This is a genomic window from Kribbella orskensis (assembly GCF_004342085.1).
GTDB lineage: Bacteria > Actinomycetota > Actinomycetes > Propionibacteriales > Kribbellaceae > Kribbella > Kribbella orskensis.
Genome location: NZ_SLWM01000006.1, coordinates 295,138 through 312,959, shown reverse-complemented (window position 1 = coordinate 312,959; position 17,822 = coordinate 295,138). Strand labels below are relative to the sequence as shown.

The window sequence follows — 17,822 nt, the reverse complement described above, 5'->3', positions numbered from 1 at the left end:
TCATGCTCGGCCGTATAGTCCGCCGTCTTCAGCTACGCCGGTGGTTGCCGACCTCGCTGACCGCCCGGGTCGCTGCGTCCGTCGTACTGCTGGTGGCCGTGGTCAGTGTGCTGATCAGCGGATTGACCACAGCCGCGATCAGCTCGTACCTGACCAGGCAGCTGGACACGAAGGTCGCCGCATCCCACGGCCGGGCTGTCGGGGCGTTGACCAAGGGCGTGGGGCAGCAGTCCAAGCCACCGCCCGACATCGAGAACGCGCACGGCCAGGACGCCGGCACGGTGACCGCCTATCGCACCGATTTGGGTGCCAACGGCAACGTCATCACCGCCGACGGTGAGCTGGACCCGCTCTCGGAGCAGGCGCTCGACGTACTCGGGACCGTCCCGCCCGCCGCCGAGAACGAGACCGTCGAGCTGCCCGGCCTGGGCCAGTACCGGATTCAGGCGTCGCGGCTCGGGGACACCCTGGTCGTCACCGGCCTTCCCACCAAGGAGGTCGACGACACCCTCGCGAGCCTGCTCGCCTGGGAGGCGTCCTTGTCGACGCTAGGCGTACTCGCCGCCGGCGGCGTGGCCGTCCTCGTCGTACGGCGTCAGCTCCGACCGCTACGGGATGTCGCCCAGACGGCCCGGGAGGTGGCCGGCATCCCCCTGGCCACCGGCGAGATCGGTGTGACCGCAAGGGTTCCGGAGCACCTGACCGACGAGCGGACCGAGGTCGGCCAGGTCGCCGTCGCCCTGAACACCCTGCTGGGGCACATGGAGGAGGCGCTGGATGCCAGACATCGCAGCGAGCTCCAGGTACGCCAGTTCGTCGCCGACGCCTCCCACGAACTGCGCACCCCGCTGACCACGATCCACGGGTACGCCGAGCTTAGTCTGCGCAGACCCGATCCCGAACAACTGACTCATGCCATGGGCAAGGTCCTGGTGGAGGCGACCCGGATGGCATCGCTCGTCGAGGACCTCCTGCTGCTGGCCCGCCTCGACGCCGGCCGACCACTCGAACGCCGCCCGGTGGACCTGACCCGGCTCGCGATGGAATCCGTGGCCGACGCGATGATCGTCGGTCCCGACCACCGCTGGGCTTTGAGGCTTCCCGAGGACCCGGTCATGGTCGACGGCGACGAGCAACGCCTCCACCAGGTCGTCTCCAACCTCCTGACCAACGCCCGCCGCCACACCCCGCCCGGCACCACCGTGACCATCACCCTCGGCGCGGACGACTCCCACTCGGCCGTCCTCACCATCCACGACAACGGCCCCGGTATCCCGGAAACTCTCCAACGCACCGTCTTCAAACGCTTCAGCCGCAGCGACACCTCCCGCACCCGAGACTCCGGCGGCTCCGGCCTGGGCCTCTCCCTGGCCCAGTCCATCACCGAAGCCCACGGCGGCGGCCTCACCGTCACCTCCCACCCCGGCAACACCTCCTTCGCCCTCGCCCTCCCCCTGACCAAGCCGCCCGCGTCCTCCTCTGACCGACATTTTCTGCCGGAGACGGACGCTGTGCCGGGACTCAGTTCCCCTTAATAGCCAGGACTTCCCGGCGAAAGAGGCGCAGACTGTGCCGTGTGGGAGGGGCAACTATCGCCCGCACGCCCGGTCTAGCCGGTCGAATCGAGGAACTGGGGGCCCTGCGATCGGCAGCCCAGCGCGCCAGCACAGGACGACCGTGTGCAGTCCTGGTACACGGCGAAGCAGGCGTGGGCAAAACCCGCCTGGCCGCCACTCTCTGCGACGAACTGAAAGCCGACGGAGTCACGACTCTCTGGGGCCGCTGCGTCCGCTTCGGTTCGGTGGACTCCCCCTATGTCCCACTGATCAGCGCGTTGGAGGGTTGGGTTGAATCAGCCGACCCCGACGACCGGGCGCAAGTGCTGGCTGCGGTGCCTGCTGCCGGTGACCTGCTCCCATCCCTGGGCGCCCAGGTCTCCGGCAGTCCCGTTCGGCTGTTGGCGGTCGCCGACTCCCTGGTGATGGCTATCGCCGCACGACGACCGACGGCCCTTGTTGTCGATGATGTGCAGTGGGCTGATCTGGCCTCACGCGATGCACTCGCCTACCTGGTCGCCGGATTCCGGACCCAACGACTGGTGATCCTCGCCACCTTCCGGGATGAGGAGCTCGGGCCTGGACACCCGATGCACGGCTGGCTGGCCGATCTGAGGCGTCTGCCGGCCGTGACTGATCTTCGACTGAACAGGCTCACCCGGGACGAGACGGAGGAGCAGCTGTCCATGCTGCTTGGCGGATCTCCGCAGCTCGGGCTGGTCGACGATGTCGTTCAGCGATCCGACGGCAACCCGTACCTCAGCGAGCTGCTGGTGCACGGTCTCACTGTCGCCGACGAGCGGCTCCCTGCCGACCTGCCGGACGAGCTGTCCGGTGCGTTGCTCGCCGCATGGCATCGCCTCTCCCCAGTCTCGCGAGAAGTGATGCGCATTCTCGCTGTCGCAGGGCGACCCACCTCGATCGAAGCGCTGACCGAGGTCGGCGCAGGACGCGGCATCGGCCCGGAGGCGCTGACCACCTCCCTGGCCGAGGCCACGAACACGGGCATCAGTGTGTCGCACGGGACCGAACTCTGCTGGTTCCGCCATCCGCTGCTCGCCGAGGTGCTGTACGCGACGTTCGTCCCGGGCGAGGCGGCACCCGTTCACGCCGCGTGGGCCAAGGCGCTCGAGTCCCGCTCCGCGGCGGGTCTCGACGAGCTACGCAGGCTGGGAGATCTGGCTCTCCACTACGAGGGTGCACACGATCTGCCGTCCTGTCTCGACGCCTCAGTACGTGCGGCGGACCTCGCGAAGAACCTCAGATCGCCCCGTGAGGAGGCGATGCATCTCCTCCGGGCGTCGAAGTACTGGCGGCTGGTCCACGACGGTGACAGCTCCGTCGCCGCGGAGATCGACCTTCTCGAGCGCGTCGCGCGAGCCAACGACCTGTTCGGGGACTCGGAGGCGGGCTTCCAGGCATGGACCCGCCTGCGCGAGCTCGTCGACGAGCACGCCGACCCACTGCGGGCAAGCAGGTTGGTGCGTCGATGGGCCGACTCTGCGTGGGTGACGGGAAGGGGGGCCGGACTGCCCGTTGTCGAGGGCAAGCATGCGGTCGAGCTGAGCCAGCCGTTCCCGGACAGCGAGGAGTACGCCGAGGCGCTGGCCATTCTCAGTTGGCGCGAAGCGTGGAACAACGAATTCGGACCTGCACGGGCGGACGCCGAAAAAGCAGTGCGGGCGGCAGAGCACGCCCGGTCCACCGAGGCTCTCAGCCTCGCGTATGCATCCCGGGCCAACGCCTTCTGGCAGGACCCACGATCCGACCAGGATACGGACAGGGCCGTCCGTTGGGCCGGGCTGACCGATGATCCGGATCTGATCTGGCGAACCCTGGTGTCCAGGATGAACTATCTGATCCAGCGCGGCCGAGTCACCGAGTGCGCTGCGCTGGGAGCCGAGTTCCTTCCGTTCGTCCTGCACCGTGGTCTGATTCCGATAGCGGTCTTCGTCGCGGGTGTCCTGGCTCACGATCTGCTGACGCTGGGCCGTCTGCCCGAGTGCGAGCAGGTGATCCGCGAAGGGCTCTCACTCCCCGCGGCGCCCACCGCCAACACGATGGTCCGTTTCGCCGCGACCTCCTTGGCGGTCCGACGGGGCGATCTGCATGCGGCGGGCCTGCATATGCAGCGAGCCAGGGAACTGGTGCCGGACGCGGAGGAAGCCCTGGGAATATTCGCGGCCGCCACGCTGGCCGAGTACCTGGTCGCCACCGGAGAGGCGGAGCAGGCGCTCGACCTCCTGTCCCGAACGCTGCTCATCCAGATCGCCGATCCCCGCGATGCCGACCAGATGCTGATGTGGGGCGCGCGTGCAGCCGCCGACCTCGCCGAGTCTGCGCGGGACAGGCGCGACGACGAGCAGGTCAGGAGGGTTCTGGCGACCTTCGAGGATTTCGTCGCACTACGCGAAAGCGTGCCGCCTGCACCCTTTGGCGTCCTGGTGGAGGATGATCTGATCCAGCCGGCGACGAAGGCCATGTACGTCGCGGAGCGCGCACGCTGCAAGGCAGAGACCCCGACGTCGTCCCTCTGGCAGGAAGTCGTCGACCGGTGCGATGCGGCTGGGCTCTTGGGCGAGAAAGCCTCGGCCTCATGGCGCCTGGCGCAAGCCCTGCTCAAGGAGGGAGCAGCCCGGGCCGCGATAGCCGGACCGCTGAGATCGGCGTACCGGTACGCCACCGAAGTGGGCGCGACCCCCTTGCAACAGCAGGTGGAAACTCTGGCCGGTCTCAGCAGGATTCCGCTCCGGGAACCGGTGGTGGCGCCACAGAGCGATACTTCCGGGCCTTGGGTTTCGCTGACGAAGCGGGAGCGGGAGGTGCTGTCCCACCTCGTGGTCGGCCGCACTTACCCCGAGATCGCAGCAGCGCTGTTCATCAGCGAGAAGACCGTCAGCACGCACGTGTCGAATTTGCTCCACAAGACCGGAACCTCGTCACGCCAGGAGGTGTCCGCTCTGGCCCTGCGACTCGGCCAAACAGCGGCTGGCCGGCCTTGAGCCGGTTGTCGGTCGGTCAGGTCATGCCAGGGGGTGTGGATCGAGGTTCAGCTCGTCCACCAGCGCGGGCCGCGAGCGCAGGCCGATCCGGCTGGGCATCTCCAGCAGCCGGGTGCCGCCGAGCCGGGCCCCGTTGGCTCCGAACCAGATCGGCACGAACCCCGGAACCAGACCACGGACCACGCTCACCCCGAGCGCGGCGACATCCGGCGGTGTGACGTCGACTGCCAGGACGTCCGGTGCCACCTCGGCCAACGACCGCGTCAAGACGTCCAACTCATTGCCGGCAGCAGCTGGTTGCGGTGTGAGGTCCGGCCATGGTTCGAGGGGAGCCTCGCGGAGGAAGCGCATCCCGGCGGCCGCCACCGCCGGCGCGGCGTACATCAGATCGTGGTCTCCGAGCGACAGGACTTCGATCGGTGCGGCAGACAGTTCCTCCAGCCGGGCCCGCACCTCGGAGGATGCGAGGCGGGTCCGGAGTGCCGACCGGACCTGGCCGACCTCGAGTACGGCGGACCGCGCGGCGGCGAGTGGGTCGAGTGACGCCCCGAGTCCGATCGTCGCCGCAGGCGGCCGATCGGACCACGCGATCGCGAGGACCACAGTCGCCACAGTGTCGGTTGGCAGGAGGTGGACCATCAGCTCGACACCCCGGTCGGCATACGACGCCGCCAGCACACGGATCCGTTCGTCCGGCACTTGAGCTGCCGCCACCCGCCGTCCGGGCAGCCGGTGCGACCAGGCGATCATGAACGCGTCCCTCTCGACCACCTCCAGCAGCGCACGCGCGGTTGCATCGCTCCAATCCGAGCCGGCCGCGAAACCGTTCGAGCTGGGCTGGAACAGCGCAGCAGCAGGCGGCGGATAGTAGTTCAGATGCGTTGCCAGCAAGGGAATCCAGACCGTCTCCCCCGTCACCAACGACTGGGCGGACACCCACTCCAGCTGCGACTGCGGCTGCCAGCGCCGGAACGGCACAATGTCGTACTGCCAGTCGGCGAACAGCACCAGGTCCTGTGGGTGCAGTCCTGGGCCATCCAGCCCCCCATAGGCCGAGCTGACCCGCTGCCGGGGTTGCCACGTCATCGCGGCGTAGCGCTCCAGGGCCTCACCGAGTGCACCCTCGCGGGCCTCCCGCTCAGTCCACCCCTTGCCTTCGCAGACGACGAAGCAGTTTTCGTCAGTGCTGAAGCGAGCGTTCGCCAGCTCGGCACGAACGACGTACGGCGGCTCCGGCTCCTGGACGTGTGCAGGAATCAGGTCAATAGCTCGAATCACCCCGCAGCCGGGGTCGACGGTGTAGCGAGCGATGCCGTCGAAGTCTGTGGCGGCGCCGTCAAGCTCACCGCGCTCCGGTTTCTCCGCGGATGACCTGCGCCCGTGACTGGAGCAGGCTGGGCAATCAGGGCGTGCGAGCAGAGAATGCAGTTCCTGGGTCTCTCTCCGCCCGTCCACTGTGAGCACGGCACCACTCAGCCGCAGCTGCGAACTTCCCGTCCTCAGCGCGAGCAGGTCGGTCACCAAGGCTTCGACGACCATCGGCACCAAGGCAGGCAAGACCGGTTCGTCTGTCACGGGAGGCCGTCTGGCGACCAGTTCCTCTTCCGCTGCCATCGCGCCGGCGAAGTCCTCCGCACAGGCAAGTGCGCGCATTCGCCAGCACAGGTAGCAGGCTCCGTCTTCCGGAAGCACCAGCGGACCAATCGTGGCGTGGGCGCCGCTCAGCTCGGCGTGCAGCGTCGGCACAGCGGACCGGAGTCCGATCCCGTTCAGCCAGTGATGCAGCACCGGCAGGGTGCCGTCGCCGACCGCAACGACGGCATCCGCCCCTCGCACCAACTCCTGGAGATCTCCACGACGCTGTGGATACGCCTGTCCAGCCACCTCGTCCGCAGGTAGGCCTGCAGCACACAGGGCCACGGAAACTGCTTCAGCCACAGCGGCGTGTCCGAGAAGCACGAACGCGCTTCCCGGCCTCGACGGGATCATTCGTTGTCGAGCTCCCCCATTCGTCCTACAGGACCGCCAGCCGGTTTCGATGGTGACCCTGGCTGACCCGATGATCCTGGCGGTTGGCTGCCTGCATCAGGCGAGCCGGCGCCGAGGTCGATCGTCAGCGTGATCTTCATCGGAGGCCCCGAGGATCCGTCAGGAGGAGGAGGTCCCCAGCAGAGGCGCCCGTACGTGACCTCGGTCACCGTCTTTACTGGACCGGTGTCCCCTGTTGGACCGGTGTCCGCCTTCGAATTCATCCCTCCACCACCTGGCATTCCGCCGCTGTGGTCGTGGTCAGTGGTCATGACTCCCCCTTCAAACGCTTGACAGCAAGGTGTTGCAGCTGCCGCTGACATTCCGGCAGACCCCGCCCCGAGACGGCCGCGATGGCCGGTACGTCTCGAGTATCGACCTCGCCGAAGCAGCCGAACAAGGTTTCGGGCGAGGGTCAGCAGACGGTCGGGACCGCCATTCAGAGCACTCGAGGCGGCTGTACCTCGCCGCCCACACTCAACAGTCAGCCGTCGCTGCCGATCGTGGCATCGGGGGAACCCCTCAGATCCGGCGTACGACCCCTTAGATCCTGGAAGTCCGCGAGGTCAGCCGGCGGTCAGGGACTTGGTGGCCTGGGCTGCCAGGTGGGTGGCGCGGTCGTTGTCGGAGGCTTCGTCGGCTACCACTACTGCGTAGCGGAAGTGCAGGGTGGAGGCGGGGGCGAACGGGAGTTCTTCGCTGAAGAAGGGGGCTGCGCAGACGGCGGCGAAGTCTTCTGAGCGGACGAACCATTCTGGTGGGTGGTTCGCGTTCTCGGCGGCGTCGACGATGATCAGGGTGGAGGCTCGGTCGGTGCTGTCGTGTTTGCCGGAGAAGCCCATCCAGGCGGCTCGCTGGCCGCGGAGCTCGTCGCCGCCGAGGCCCTGGGGCGCGAGGACGGTGCCGCCGGTGAAGGAGCGGGGGCCGCGCCAGAAGAGACCGCCGTAGCCGGCGTTCGGGCGGCCCGCGGTGGTCGGGCTGCCGATCTGGATCGTGGCGTCCGAGACGTTGGTCATCGCGGTCTCGTAGACCAGCACCCAGCCGTCGTCCGCGAGCCGCACCTCCAGCGTGCGGAGCTCGTCCACCACGTGCTCACCCGCCTGGGTGTGCCAGGACAGGTGGTGCGAGAACCGGACCAGGTCCTCGGACACGTCGAGCGCTTCCACCCGGTCGTGGTCCATCGAACCGTTGTTGTCGAGCTGCTGATAGCCGTGCTCGACCGAGAACGTCGGTCCGCCCCAGAAGTTCTCGTGGCCGAAGTGCGGCAGTGACCAGGTCATGCCCTTGTGCCAGACGTGGTCGTGCGGCCGGAACACTGAGACGAGATCACCGCCGAGGGTGCGGATCGGGTGCAGGTAGGGCCGCGGAGACTCCAGCTGCGGGTCGGTCGGGCGGTAGACGTAGGTGAACAGCTCGCTGTCGCCTGCGGTCACCTGGATGGACTTGCCGACGGCGTGGTTGCAGCCGAGGGTTTGCGTCATCTATCCGAACTCCGTCTCTGTGTGTGGTTGTGCCCAGGGGGCGCCGAGTTCACTGAACAAGGCGAGTTCCTCGGTCGCCCGGGTCACCCATTTCTCGACCTCGAGCACGACCGGCCGGCGCTCCGGGCCCTCGCCCTGCCAGCGAACCAGCTCGGCCGGGATCTCAGCGGGCGGGTCCGCGATCCGGACCGCCTCCACGACCCGGGTGAACGCACCCGTCGCGGCCAATGGCGACAGCAACAGCGTCGCGGGGTCTGCCCGATGGTCGAGCAGGTTCTCCAGCAGATCGTCCCGCCCGTACTGCGTGACGGTGGTGCGGCCGCCGAGCGTGATCTCCAGCCGGTCCGACGGATACCGCAGTACCGCGCGGCCGGCGGAGCCGTGCACGACCACCATCGGCTCGGCGCCGGGGGCTTCCGCGCACAGGGTCAGCGCGGTCAGCACCGTCGTTCCGCGAGTGGTGCGAATCCGGACCGAGGAGGTGTCGTCGGCCTCGATCGGGTTGGCACGGAACAGCTCCGTCTCGACGGATGCGACCTGGTCCGCGCGAGCCGAGCCGTCGATCATCAACGCGGCCGCGGTCGAGTGCGCGAAGGGATTGGTGACCACGCCGTCGACCACAGCCACGCCATCGAGCGACCGTCGGCCGGCCCAGCGCGCCCGCTGCCAGTACTCCGCGGCCCGCACCCAGGCGCCGACCGCACCGATTCCCCGGAGCTCCCCGAGCTGCCCGTCGGCCACCATCGAGGCCAGCGTCCGGGCGGCATCGGAACCGGCGACCTGGAAGCCGACCTGACAGCTGCGGCCGGTCTCGGCGATCACCGCGGACAGTTGCTCGAACTCCGCCATCGACGCTGTCGGCGGCTTCTCGAGCAGCACGTCCGCACCGGCCCGCAAGGCCAGCTCGGCCAGCGGGACGTGAGTCTGGATCGGTGTGCTGATCACGACGACATCGATCTCCCGCGCCGCCAGCAACGCTCCCAGATCCGGGAAGTTCTCCACTCCGTCGGGTAGTAACCCGTCAGCGGGTGGCCGCGGGTCGGCGACCGCGACGAAGCGGACGCGCCCGGCTGCTGCCAGCCGGGCGACGTGCCGCACGTGGGACGCCCCGTGGCCGTGGACACCCGCCACGGCCACTCGCGGCGTACCGATCACTGCGAATCAGTTGCCTGCAGCAACACTATTTGGTCAGCTCCCCGTTGATCTCGTCGATGAACTGCTGGGCCGCCTGGTCGGGCTTCAGCCGGCCGAACATCACCTCGGTGGTGTAGCGCTGGATGATCTTCTCCACCTGACCACCACCGACCGGCGGCGGCGGTGACGGCTCGCCGAGCTCCTTGGCGATGGTCTGGATGAAGGTCTGCGAGGCGGCGTCGGCCGGCTGCAGCTTGGACTCGACGGCCGCGCGGATCTCGGTGTTCGGCGGCACCCCCCGCTCGGCCAGCAGCAGGTTCCCGGCGGAGGTGTTGTTGGCCAGGAAGCTGACGAACTCGGCCGACTCCTTCGGGTGCTTCGACCGCGCGGAGATCGACCAGAACATCGAGCCCTTGTAGTACGCGCCGTTCTCGGTCGCCTTGCCGGCGACACTCGGCAGCCGGAGCAGCTTCAACTGCTGGCCGGACGCCTTGCTGAGGGCGTTCAACTGGTTGCTCCAGGCATACGACATGGCGAGTTTGCCGGTCGCCATGCCGGACTGGTCGAGCGGCGCGTTCATGTCCTGCGAGGTGAACTCGGCCGTCGGCGTCGCCTTGACCTCCTGCATCTTCAGCAGGTTGGTGTAGAAGTCGGTGACGCCCTGCTTGGTGACGCCGAGCTTGCCGTCCTTGGTGAACAGCGACTCGCCGTGCTGCCGGGCCCACATGTTCAGGCTGGCGTCGTTGGTCCCGTACGCCGCGGTGCCCCAGCCCTTGCCGTTCAGCTTCGCGCTGATCTGCTGGGCGATCTGGGTGTACTGGTCCCAGGTCCAGGTGGTGTCGTCCGGCAGCGGCACCCCAGCGGCCTTGAAGACGGCCGGGTTCGCCACGATCGTGAAGGCGTTGATGCCGGCGTTCAGGCCGTACAGCCCGCCGTCGAACTCGCCGGCCCCGAGGGTGTCCGGCTCGAACTTGGACGTGTCGAGGCCGTCGGCCTTCTTCAGGTCCAGCAGCGCGCCGCGATCGGCGTACTCGCGCAGGTACTTCTCGTCCATCTGGATGATGTCGGGCGCGTCGTTGGCGGCGACGGTGGTGGCGAGCTTGTCCCAGTAGCCGGACCACTCGCCGAACTCACCCTTGACCTTGATGTTCGGGTGGTCCTTCTCGAAGGCGTCGATCACCTGCTGGGTGATCTTGTGGCGGGTGTCGGACCCCCACCAGTTGAAGCGGAGGGTGACCTCCCCGTCGGCGGATGCGCCGCCGCCGGAGTCGCCACCGCAGGCACTGGCGGCCAGCAGGGCGCCCGCCATCGCGATGGCGGCGAGGGCACGAAACCGCGGGCGCGGCGGTGCGGTAGGACGAGGTGGCAACCGCATGGTGGTGAACCTTTCTGGTGGGGCAGGGCCAAATCGGATTGGTCGGTGTTACTTGATGCCTGTGGTGGCGATGCCCTTGATCAGGAACCGCTGGCCGAACAAGAACGCGAGGAAGACCGGCACGAGCGAGACCACCGACATCGCGAACAGCGATCCCCAGGAGGTGCTCGCGGTGGCGTCCACGAAGGACCGCAGTGCGACCGGAACGGTGTACATCTTCGGGTCGGTCAGGTAGATCAGCTGGCTGAAGAAGTCGTTCCAGGTCCAGATGAACGTGAAGATCGTGGTGGTCGCCAGCGCGGGCACCATCAGCGGCAGGATCACCCGCAGGAAGATCCCGGCCCGGCCGCAGCCGTCGATCCGGGCCGCCTCGTCCAGCTCGCGCGGGATGCCGCGGATGAACTGCACCATCAAGAAGACGAAGAACGCGTCGGTGGCCAGCAGCTTCGGCACGATCAGCGGCAGGAACGTGTTGATCCAGCCGGCCTGCGAGAACAGGATGTACTGCGGCACGATCACCACGTGGATCGGCAGCATGATGGTGACCAGCATGATCGCGAACCAGAACTTCTTGCCGGTGAACTCCAGCCGGGCGAAGGCGTACGCCGCCATCGAGCAGGACACCAGGTTCCCGACGATCGCGCCGAGGACCACCGCGGCCGAGTTCAGCAGGTACCGGGTGAACGGCTCGGTCAGCGCGTTCCAGCCGACCCGGTAGTTGCTGATCTCCAGGTCGCGGACCAGGATGCCCGGCTCGCGGAAGATCTCGTTGCCCGGCCGCAGCGAGCTGACCACCATCCAGATGACGGGGTACAGCATCACCAGGGCGGCGGCCGCGAGGGCGACGTGCGTCAGGGCGGGCCGGATCCGGGCCCAGCTGATCGTCGCGGTCCGGCGGTTCGCCACGCGGATCGTCTCAGTCGTCATAGAACACCCAGTACTTCGAGGCGATGAAGTTCGCCGCGGTGAAGGCCCCGATGATCACGAGCAGGAACCACGCCATCGCGGATGCGTAGCCCATGTCGAAATTGCCGAAGCCACGGTCGTAGAGGTAGAGAGTGAAGAACATCGTCGAGTCGGACGGTCCGCCGGTGCCGCCGGAGACGACGAAGGCCTGGGTGAACGACTGGAACGCGTGAATGATCTGCAGCACCAGGTTGAAGAAGATGATCGGGGTGAGCAGCGGCAGGGTGATGCTCGCGAACCGGCGCATCGGTCCGGCGCCGTCCACCGACGCCGCCTCGTAGTACATGGAGGGGATCTGGCGCAGGCCGGCGAGGAAGATCACCATCGGGGCGCCGAAGGTCCAGACGTTCAGCACCACCAGGGTTCCGAGCGCGGTGCTCGGGTCGGAGATCCAGCCCCGACCGTCGAAGCCGAAGGGCGCGAGCACCTGGTTCAGCAGGCCCTCGGTGCCGAACACCTGCTTCCACAGGATCGCGATCGCGACGCTCGAGCCGAGCAGCGACGGGAGGTAGAAGACCGAACGGTAGAAGGCCATGCCGCGGACGCCGCGGTCCAGCACCACGGCCAGCAGCAGAGCCACCGCGAGTTGCAGCGGCACGGACACGAACACATACGTGAAGGTCACCTGCAGCGAATTGTGCAGCCGCTCGTCGGACAGCATCCGGGTGAAGTTCTCCAGGCCGATCCACTCCGGCGCCTGGATCAGGTTGTAATCCGTGAAGGCCAGGTAGAGCGACGCGGCCATCGGCCCGACGGTGATCAGGAACAGCCCGAGCAGCCACGGCGTGAGAAACAGGTACGCCGCGAGATTATCCTTTTTCTGCCCGGGCGGTTTCTTCCGTCCGAGCGTGCCCAGCTCACTCAGCGCGCTCATACTTTCTTTCCTCCAGAAAGCCTCAACTGCCAACGGAAAGCGTTTACCCAGATCGGACAAACTAGTTCAGCGAACCGGTTCAGACAAGGTCTCGCCGACACATCCGGTGACCGATTCCGGACACCTGCGAAGTCTTGACAGGACAAAGTGGCGCAGCAACAGTTCTGGGCATTTGGCAATCGCTTTCCCGTCCCTGCGGAGGCTTCCATGCAGCGTCGAACGTTCCTCGCCGGATCCCTGACCGGCCTGTCCGCTGAAGTGCTGATACCCGGCCAAGCGAGCGCCACAGCCAGTACTCCGGCGCCCGGCACTCCGACAGCGGCAGCCGTCGACGAGGAGTTCCTGGCATTCCTCACCAAGGCCAACGAGGCGCAGATCCCGGTCGTCCTGAGCAGCTACCAGAACGCCGGCGACAGCGTCCGGACCATTGCCCGGAAAGGTCGCCGGCTGATTTCGGGATATGTCTGGGGTCGTTCCCGTTATCACCACGACAACGCTCTGCTCGATCCGCTCCGCACCTTGTGCGACCGGCTCGCGACGCTGCAGCACGAGGACGGCCTCTACGACGTCGGCAACCTGCACTCGCCGCCCGACAGCGCGTTCGCCATCCAGGACCTCTGCATGATGTGGGCGTTGCTCGACGCCGACGGCCAGGCCGCCACCGAGCCGCACCGAGCAATCCTCGAGACGATCCTCCGCAATGCGGGTCCCGCTCTGGCGACGGGTGGCGTCCACACGCCCAACCACCGCTGGGAGGTGTCGGCCGCACTGGCGCGGACCCACCATCTGTTCCCGGACGGCCGGTACGCCGCGCGCATCGACGACTGGCTCGACGAGGGCATCGACGCAACCCCCGACGGCATCTACAGCGAGCGGAGCGCCACCTACGCCTCCGAGGTCACCAACCCCTGCCTGCTGACGATCGCGTGGCTGCGGGACCGGCCCGAGCTGGTCGGCTTCGTCCGCCGCAACCTCGAGGCCACCCTGTACCTGCTGGAGCCGAACGGCGAGGTGGACACGACCGCCTCGCGCCGGCAGGACCAGACCCGGGTCCGCGACGTCTGGTGGTACCTGACCCAGTTCCGCGAGCTGGCTCTGCACGAGCGCGACGGCCGGTTCGCGACCGTTGCCAAGGACATCGAACGGCGGGGCACCGGCGAGGTCGGCGACTTCCTCGCGGAGGTGCTCGAGCGGCCCGAGCTGGCCGCTCAGCTGCCGCCGGCGAAGCCCGTCCCGGCCGACTTCGTCCAGCCCTACGAGGCCCACCAGCTGGCCCGGATCCGTTGCGGTGACCGGACCGCGACGCTCTTCGGCGGCACGGACTTCCACGACATTCCGGTGATCGCCTCCGGTCTCTCCACGAATCCGACCTTCTTCAAGCTCCGCAAGGGTGCCGCGATCCTGGACTCTGTGCGGTTGTCCCCGCAGTTCTTCAGCACGGGCCACTTCCGCAGCGACGGCCTGCAACGTACGGGGGCGCGGAGCTTCCGGTTGTCGGACGAGGTGAAGGTGCCGTACCACCTGCCGCTGCCGAAGCGGTACCGGCGCAAGGACGGCGCCTACGCCCTCACCCTCGACGGCAGGTTCTACGCCTCGATGGACTTCCCGCACCGGCCGAAGCAGTACCGGACTCTGCGCACCAGTGTCACGGTGACGGAGATCGGCAACGGCTTCGACCTGACCTTCGAGCTGGAGCAGTCCGAGGTGCCGTTCGCGATCGAGCTGTGCTTCCGGCCCGGCGGCTCGCTGAGCGGCGTCGTGCCGTTGGAGGGCACCGGCAACTATCAGCTTGCCGAGAGCACCGGCGCCTACACGGTCGGCTCCGACCGGATCGAGTTCGGCCCGGGCAACGGCGCCACCCGGGTCACGATGGACCCCGGCGAGCGCTACACCCAGCTCAACGGCAGCCTGGTCCCCGACGGTCTCCGGGTCTACCTGACCGGCAGAACCCCGACGCGGTACACGCTTCAACTGCGGACCTCCTGATCTCAGCCGACCGTCACCGCGACCGTCGCGGTGGCGGTCGGGTCGATCTGGCTGGTCACTCGTACTACGGCGCTGCCGCGCGCCGCCGCGTGCGCGACCCCGTTCTGGTCGATCGTCAGGACTCCCGGAGTGCTCTCCTGCTCAACGGTCCACAGCAGGTACCGGTTCTGCGCGTAGTACGGCTCGAACTGCAGGTACCCGACCGTGTACGCCGCCTGCTCGCCGACTCGGAGATTCCCCTTGCCCGCTAGGGTCAACCGCGGCACCGGGCTGAGCAGGATCTGGTCGGTCGCCAGCCCGTACGACGCCGACGCCTGGTTGCGGCCGGTCACCCGATACCGCAGTACGACGGATCCCGCCGGCAGGTCGACCTCGCCATGGGTCACCTCGCGATACTGGTAGGAACCATCGGCGGGCGCCAGGTACTCGTCGAAGACCTCGCCGAGCTGGTTGCCGTTGACCAGTAGTTGCGCCTGGCCCCTTTCGGCATGGACCTTGACCATTGAGCTGATCCGATAACGCCCGGCCAACGGAACGGCTACGGAGTACTCGACCCAGTCGCCGACGGTGGTTGCCTTGAGCGCGTGCCACTGGCCCCTCGAGGCAGCCGGGTCCGCTGTTGTCGCCACCGTGGCGCTCGTCGCGGTGAACGAGGTCTCCGCCTCGAAGGTGAGCCGAGCCGGAGTGGCGGTCGGAGTGAGTTTCAGGTAGTCGACGCCGACCGCATAGCTCGTTCCGGTCCGCCCCGTCGAGGTGAAGCGAAACACGTGGTTGCCCTTGGTGAGCTGCAGGTTGCCCTGCCGGCGTTCGCGGAACTCGATCCCTTTGTACATGCCGCGCGGCTGGAAGTGGTCCGCCTCCGGGCCGAGCGCGGTGCCGTCGACCGCCAATTGGCTGCGTCCGCGGGACTCGTTCTCCTTGTAGCGCACGTCCACCTGGTAGAGGCCGTTTGCCGGGACGTCGACCGTGTACTCGATCGATTGCCCGACGGCGGTGAGGTTGGCCAGGATCCACGCGCCGTTGCTCGCGTTCGGCTCGCTGATCTCCGTCGCGGTGGCATCGGTGGTCCGTGGCAAGAACTCGGCCTCGCAGTAGATCGGCTCGGCGAAGACCTTGCTGACGGGTGCGGGCGGCAACAGCTCGGACGCCTTGATCGTGGCCGTCGCCTTGCCCGCTGCGCTGAGCTGGATCGGCTTGGCCAGACCGCGGTTCGTCCGCGGATCGACGACGACCACGACTGCCTGCGCGCCAGCAGTCCCCGTTAGCTTCAACTCGATCCGCTGAGCCGATCCCTGCTGCTGGAACGAGGTGATGTCCTCGTCGGGATAGAGGACCTGGACGTTCTTGCCCTGGGTCTCGTGGATCCAGAATGCCTTGCCGCGCGAGGTGTTCGTTCGCAGGTCGATCGGGAACTCCTTCAACTCCTCGGTGCTGAAGGTGCCCCGATAGGCGTAGGTATGGGAGCTGTCGTCGTCCAGGCTGATGTCGGCGACCGCGTAGCTCCGACCCGGCCGCAGCCAGCGCAGATCGGCGACCACGGTCGACGCGTATCCACCCTTACCGGTGGCGATCACCAGCGCTTCCCGGCCATCGTCGTCGGTCCACAACCACACGAACGGCCCGCTGCTCGAGTTCCACGTCGTACCGTCCCAGCCGCTGCCGAGGTACACCGGCCGGAAGGGCTGTTCGGTCAGCCGGGCGACGCGCGGGTGCTTGCGCCAGCGGTTGAACGCGCCCATCAGGTCGACCGCCGCGTCCGGCCAGGTGCCGGGCTTGCCGGGGTCCTGCCCGAACTTCACGTTCCGCACGGCCAGGTAGGAGTAGTAGTCCTCCATCCGGCCTGTCAGCTGACCGTCGTTCATGTACGCCGAGCTCATCGGCAGGTGCCCGAAGCCGGTGACCGCCGTCCGCAGCGAGAGATCCTCACCGGTGATACCACCGTTGGCCGTGTTCCAGCCGTTGTAGGCGACATGCATCAGGCTGGTGTTCCGGTCGCCCTGGGTCGGCCAGATGTCCAGTTCGCTCGTCACCTTCGGCAGGTAGTGCGGGTACTTCTCGACCAGGTCGTTCAGCAGCCGACGGCTCAGGACCGCCTTGCGATAGACGTTGTCACTCGGGTGCGAGTAGGTCGTGACGGACTCGTTCTGCCACCACTCCGTCAGGTCGATCATCTGATGACTCATCCGGTACTGCGTGATCAGCGTCTCGATCCGCGCCCCCTTCTCCTGCAACTGCGCGGGATCCGCGAGGTCCCGGCCTTCCACGTGACCACCGCCGCTGAGGCTGTACCAGAGCCCGAGTCGCATCCCGTTGTCCGTGACGGTCCGGGAGAACTCGTCCAGGCTGCGGATCGATTTCGCCATCACCGCGCTCGGCTCGATGCTGTCGCGGGTGGTGTTCTACAGGTCGTCGAGCATCACCAGGTCGAACCGGGCTCGCTTGGCCTTCGGGATGATCACGTCGTAGTAGTAGTTGTCCGGCAGTGTGCTGCCCGGGCCGCCGCGGTAGTCCCAGTCGTTGGTATTGAACAGCGTGCTGACGTTGTTGTAGCGGAACCGCCGGCGGAAGTGCTCCTCCTCGGCCATCTTCGCGTCGATCACGTCACCGGTGAACACGCTCAGGTTCACCGAGAGATACTCGAACTCCTCACCGGGGAACAGCACCAGTTGCAGGGACTGCGGGTTGGTCGTCACCCGGACGTGGTCGATCTCGTGCCACGCGTTGAGCGCCGCGAAGGGCGGCAGCATGTACTCGCCTGCGTAGTTCCCCTTGCCGCGCTGGGTCTTCCAGTTCATCTCTGGGCTGAGGCTCCACCCGTGCCCCTCGGCGTACACGGTGATGACCTTCTTGGGCAGTTCCGCCTTGCCCTCGGGGACGGGTGAGAGTGAGCCGATGGTGCTCTTCCAGCGCATGTTCGGCGGGTAGTGCAGCCGGTGCGGGCGATCCGGCAGACCGAGTGCCAGGACGGTGGAGTTGGTGATCGACGTCTTGGTGGGCGAGTCGTTGCGGATCAGAGTGTGGAAACGCCAGCCCGAGCGGCCGTCGTACAGGTCGAAGACGGCGGTGACGGTGATGGACTGCGGAGCCGTTCTGCGCAAGGGGATGCGGAGCTCGCGGCCGACCTTCACCCGGCCCTGGACCGTGTGCATCCACAGGTCGCTGACGCGCGGTGCGAGGAGCTCCCAGCCGTTCTCGGCCGTGATCGAGGTCGTGCCGTCGAACTCGTACGAGAACAACGGCTGCCGGGACGTCAGGTAGTCCTGACCAGCTTCCTTGTTGTAGATGCTGGTGATCCGCACACCGCCGGCGGACGCGTCGAGCTTGACGCGGAGGACGTCGTTCTCCAGCACCCAGGTCTTGCCTCGCCGGGTGATCGAGGCGCCGCTGGGTCCGCCGACGGCCTCGGCCTACAGGACTCCG

Annotated in this window: 11 protein-coding genes; 3 read left to right on the top strand and 8 right to left on the bottom strand. The window is 67.5% G+C overall.

The window, feature by feature from the left end; all coding sequences use genetic code 11:
- Positions 1–2: 2 nt before the first annotated feature.
- Both EV644_RS19365 and EV644_RS47530 read left to right on the top strand, forming a co-directional pair.
- Positions 3–1,535, top strand: coding sequence for a sensor histidine kinase (locus EV644_RS19365; RefSeq protein WP_132189688.1), 1,533 nt, complete (start codon positions 3–5; stop codon positions 1,533–1,535).
- 41 nt (positions 1,536–1,576) lie between these two features.
- Complete coding sequence (locus EV644_RS47530) at positions 1,577–4,558, top strand: helix-turn-helix transcriptional regulator (RefSeq protein ID WP_158292876.1); 2,982 nt, start codon at positions 1,577–1,579, stop codon at positions 4,556–4,558.
- A gap of 21 nt (positions 4,559–4,579) precedes the next feature.
- Here the strand turns inward: EV644_RS47530 and EV644_RS19340 are convergent, their stop codons facing one another.
- From EV644_RS19340 to EV644_RS19315, 6 genes are all read right to left on the bottom strand, one after another.
- Positions 4,580–6,394 carry a TOMM precursor leader peptide-binding protein gene (locus EV644_RS19340; protein ID WP_158292875.1) on the bottom strand — a complete coding sequence of 605 codons (1,815 nt, stop codon included), beginning with the start codon at positions 6,392–6,394 and terminating at the stop codon, positions 4,580–4,582.
- Positions 6,395–7,152: 758 nt separating this feature from the next.
- Complete coding sequence (locus tag EV644_RS19335) at positions 7,153–8,067, bottom strand: DUF6807 domain-containing protein (protein WP_132189684.1); 915 nt, start codon at positions 8,065–8,067, stop codon at positions 7,153–7,155.
- Positions 8,068–9,222 (bottom strand): Gfo/Idh/MocA family protein, encoded by a 1,155-nt coding sequence (locus tag EV644_RS19330; protein WP_132189683.1) that lies wholly within the window; start codon positions 9,220–9,222, stop codon positions 8,068–8,070. It abuts the gene before it with no gap.
- Positions 9,223–9,247: 25 nt separating this feature from the next.
- Positions 9,248–10,576: an ABC transporter substrate-binding protein gene (locus EV644_RS19325; protein ID WP_132189682.1), complete on the bottom strand. Its 1,329-nt coding sequence runs from the start codon at positions 10,574–10,576 to the stop codon at positions 9,248–9,250.
- 48 nt (positions 10,577–10,624) lie between these two features.
- Positions 10,625–11,503: a carbohydrate ABC transporter permease gene (locus tag EV644_RS19320; RefSeq protein WP_132189681.1), complete on the bottom strand. Its 879-nt coding sequence runs from the start codon at positions 11,501–11,503 to the stop codon at positions 10,625–10,627.
- The gene (locus tag EV644_RS19315; RefSeq protein WP_132189680.1) at positions 11,493–12,416 is read right to left on the bottom strand and encodes a carbohydrate ABC transporter permease; all 924 of its coding nucleotides are present in this window, start codon (positions 12,414–12,416) and stop codon (positions 11,493–11,495) included. Before EV644_RS19315 ends, EV644_RS19320 begins: the two co-directional genes overlap by 11 nt.
- Before the next feature lie 207 nt (positions 12,417–12,623).
- Here EV644_RS19315 and EV644_RS19310 point away from each other — a divergent pair, with 207 nt between their 5' ends.
- Complete coding sequence (locus EV644_RS19310) at positions 12,624–14,402, top strand: hypothetical protein (RefSeq protein WP_132189679.1); 1,779 nt, start codon at positions 12,624–12,626, stop codon at positions 14,400–14,402.
- A gap of 2 nt (positions 14,403–14,404) precedes the next feature.
- Here EV644_RS19310 and EV644_RS19305 read toward each other — a convergent pair whose 3' ends face one another.
- Entirely contained in the window at positions 14,405–16,765 is a 2,361-nt protein-coding gene (locus tag EV644_RS19305) for a carbohydrate-binding protein (protein ID WP_132189678.1), read from the bottom strand.
- Between the two features lie 36 nt (positions 16,766–16,801).
- A complete protein-coding gene (locus EV644_RS19300) occupies positions 16,802–17,752 on the bottom strand; it encodes a hypothetical protein (RefSeq protein WP_132189677.1) in 951 nt (316 codons plus the stop codon).
- Positions 17,753–17,822: the final 70 nt, after the last annotated feature.

Coding starts and splice junctions, on each gene's coding strand:
- EV644_RS19365 (WP_132189688.1), top strand. CDS start 3: ATGCTCGGCCGTATAGTCCGCCGTCTTCAGCTACGCCGGTGGTTGCCG.
- EV644_RS19335 (WP_132189684.1), bottom strand. CDS start 8,067: ATGACGCAAACCCTCGGCTGCAACCACGCCGTCGGCAAGTCCATCCAG.
- EV644_RS19325 (WP_132189682.1), bottom strand. CDS start 10,576: ATGCGGTTGCCACCTCGTCCTACCGCACCGCCGCGCCCGCGGTTTCGT.
- EV644_RS19320 (WP_132189681.1), bottom strand. CDS start 11,503: ATGACGACTGAGACGATCCGCGTGGCGAACCGCCGGACCGCGACGATC.
- EV644_RS19315 (WP_132189680.1), bottom strand. CDS start 12,416: ATGAGCGCGCTGAGTGAGCTGGGCACGCTCGGACGGAAGAAACCGCCC.
- EV644_RS19310 (WP_132189679.1), top strand. CDS start 12,624: ATGCAGCGTCGAACGTTCCTCGCCGGATCCCTGACCGGCCTGTCCGCT.
- EV644_RS19305 (WP_132189678.1), bottom strand. CDS start 16,765: ATGGCGAAATCGATCCGCAGCCTGGACGAGTTCTCCCGGACCGTCACG.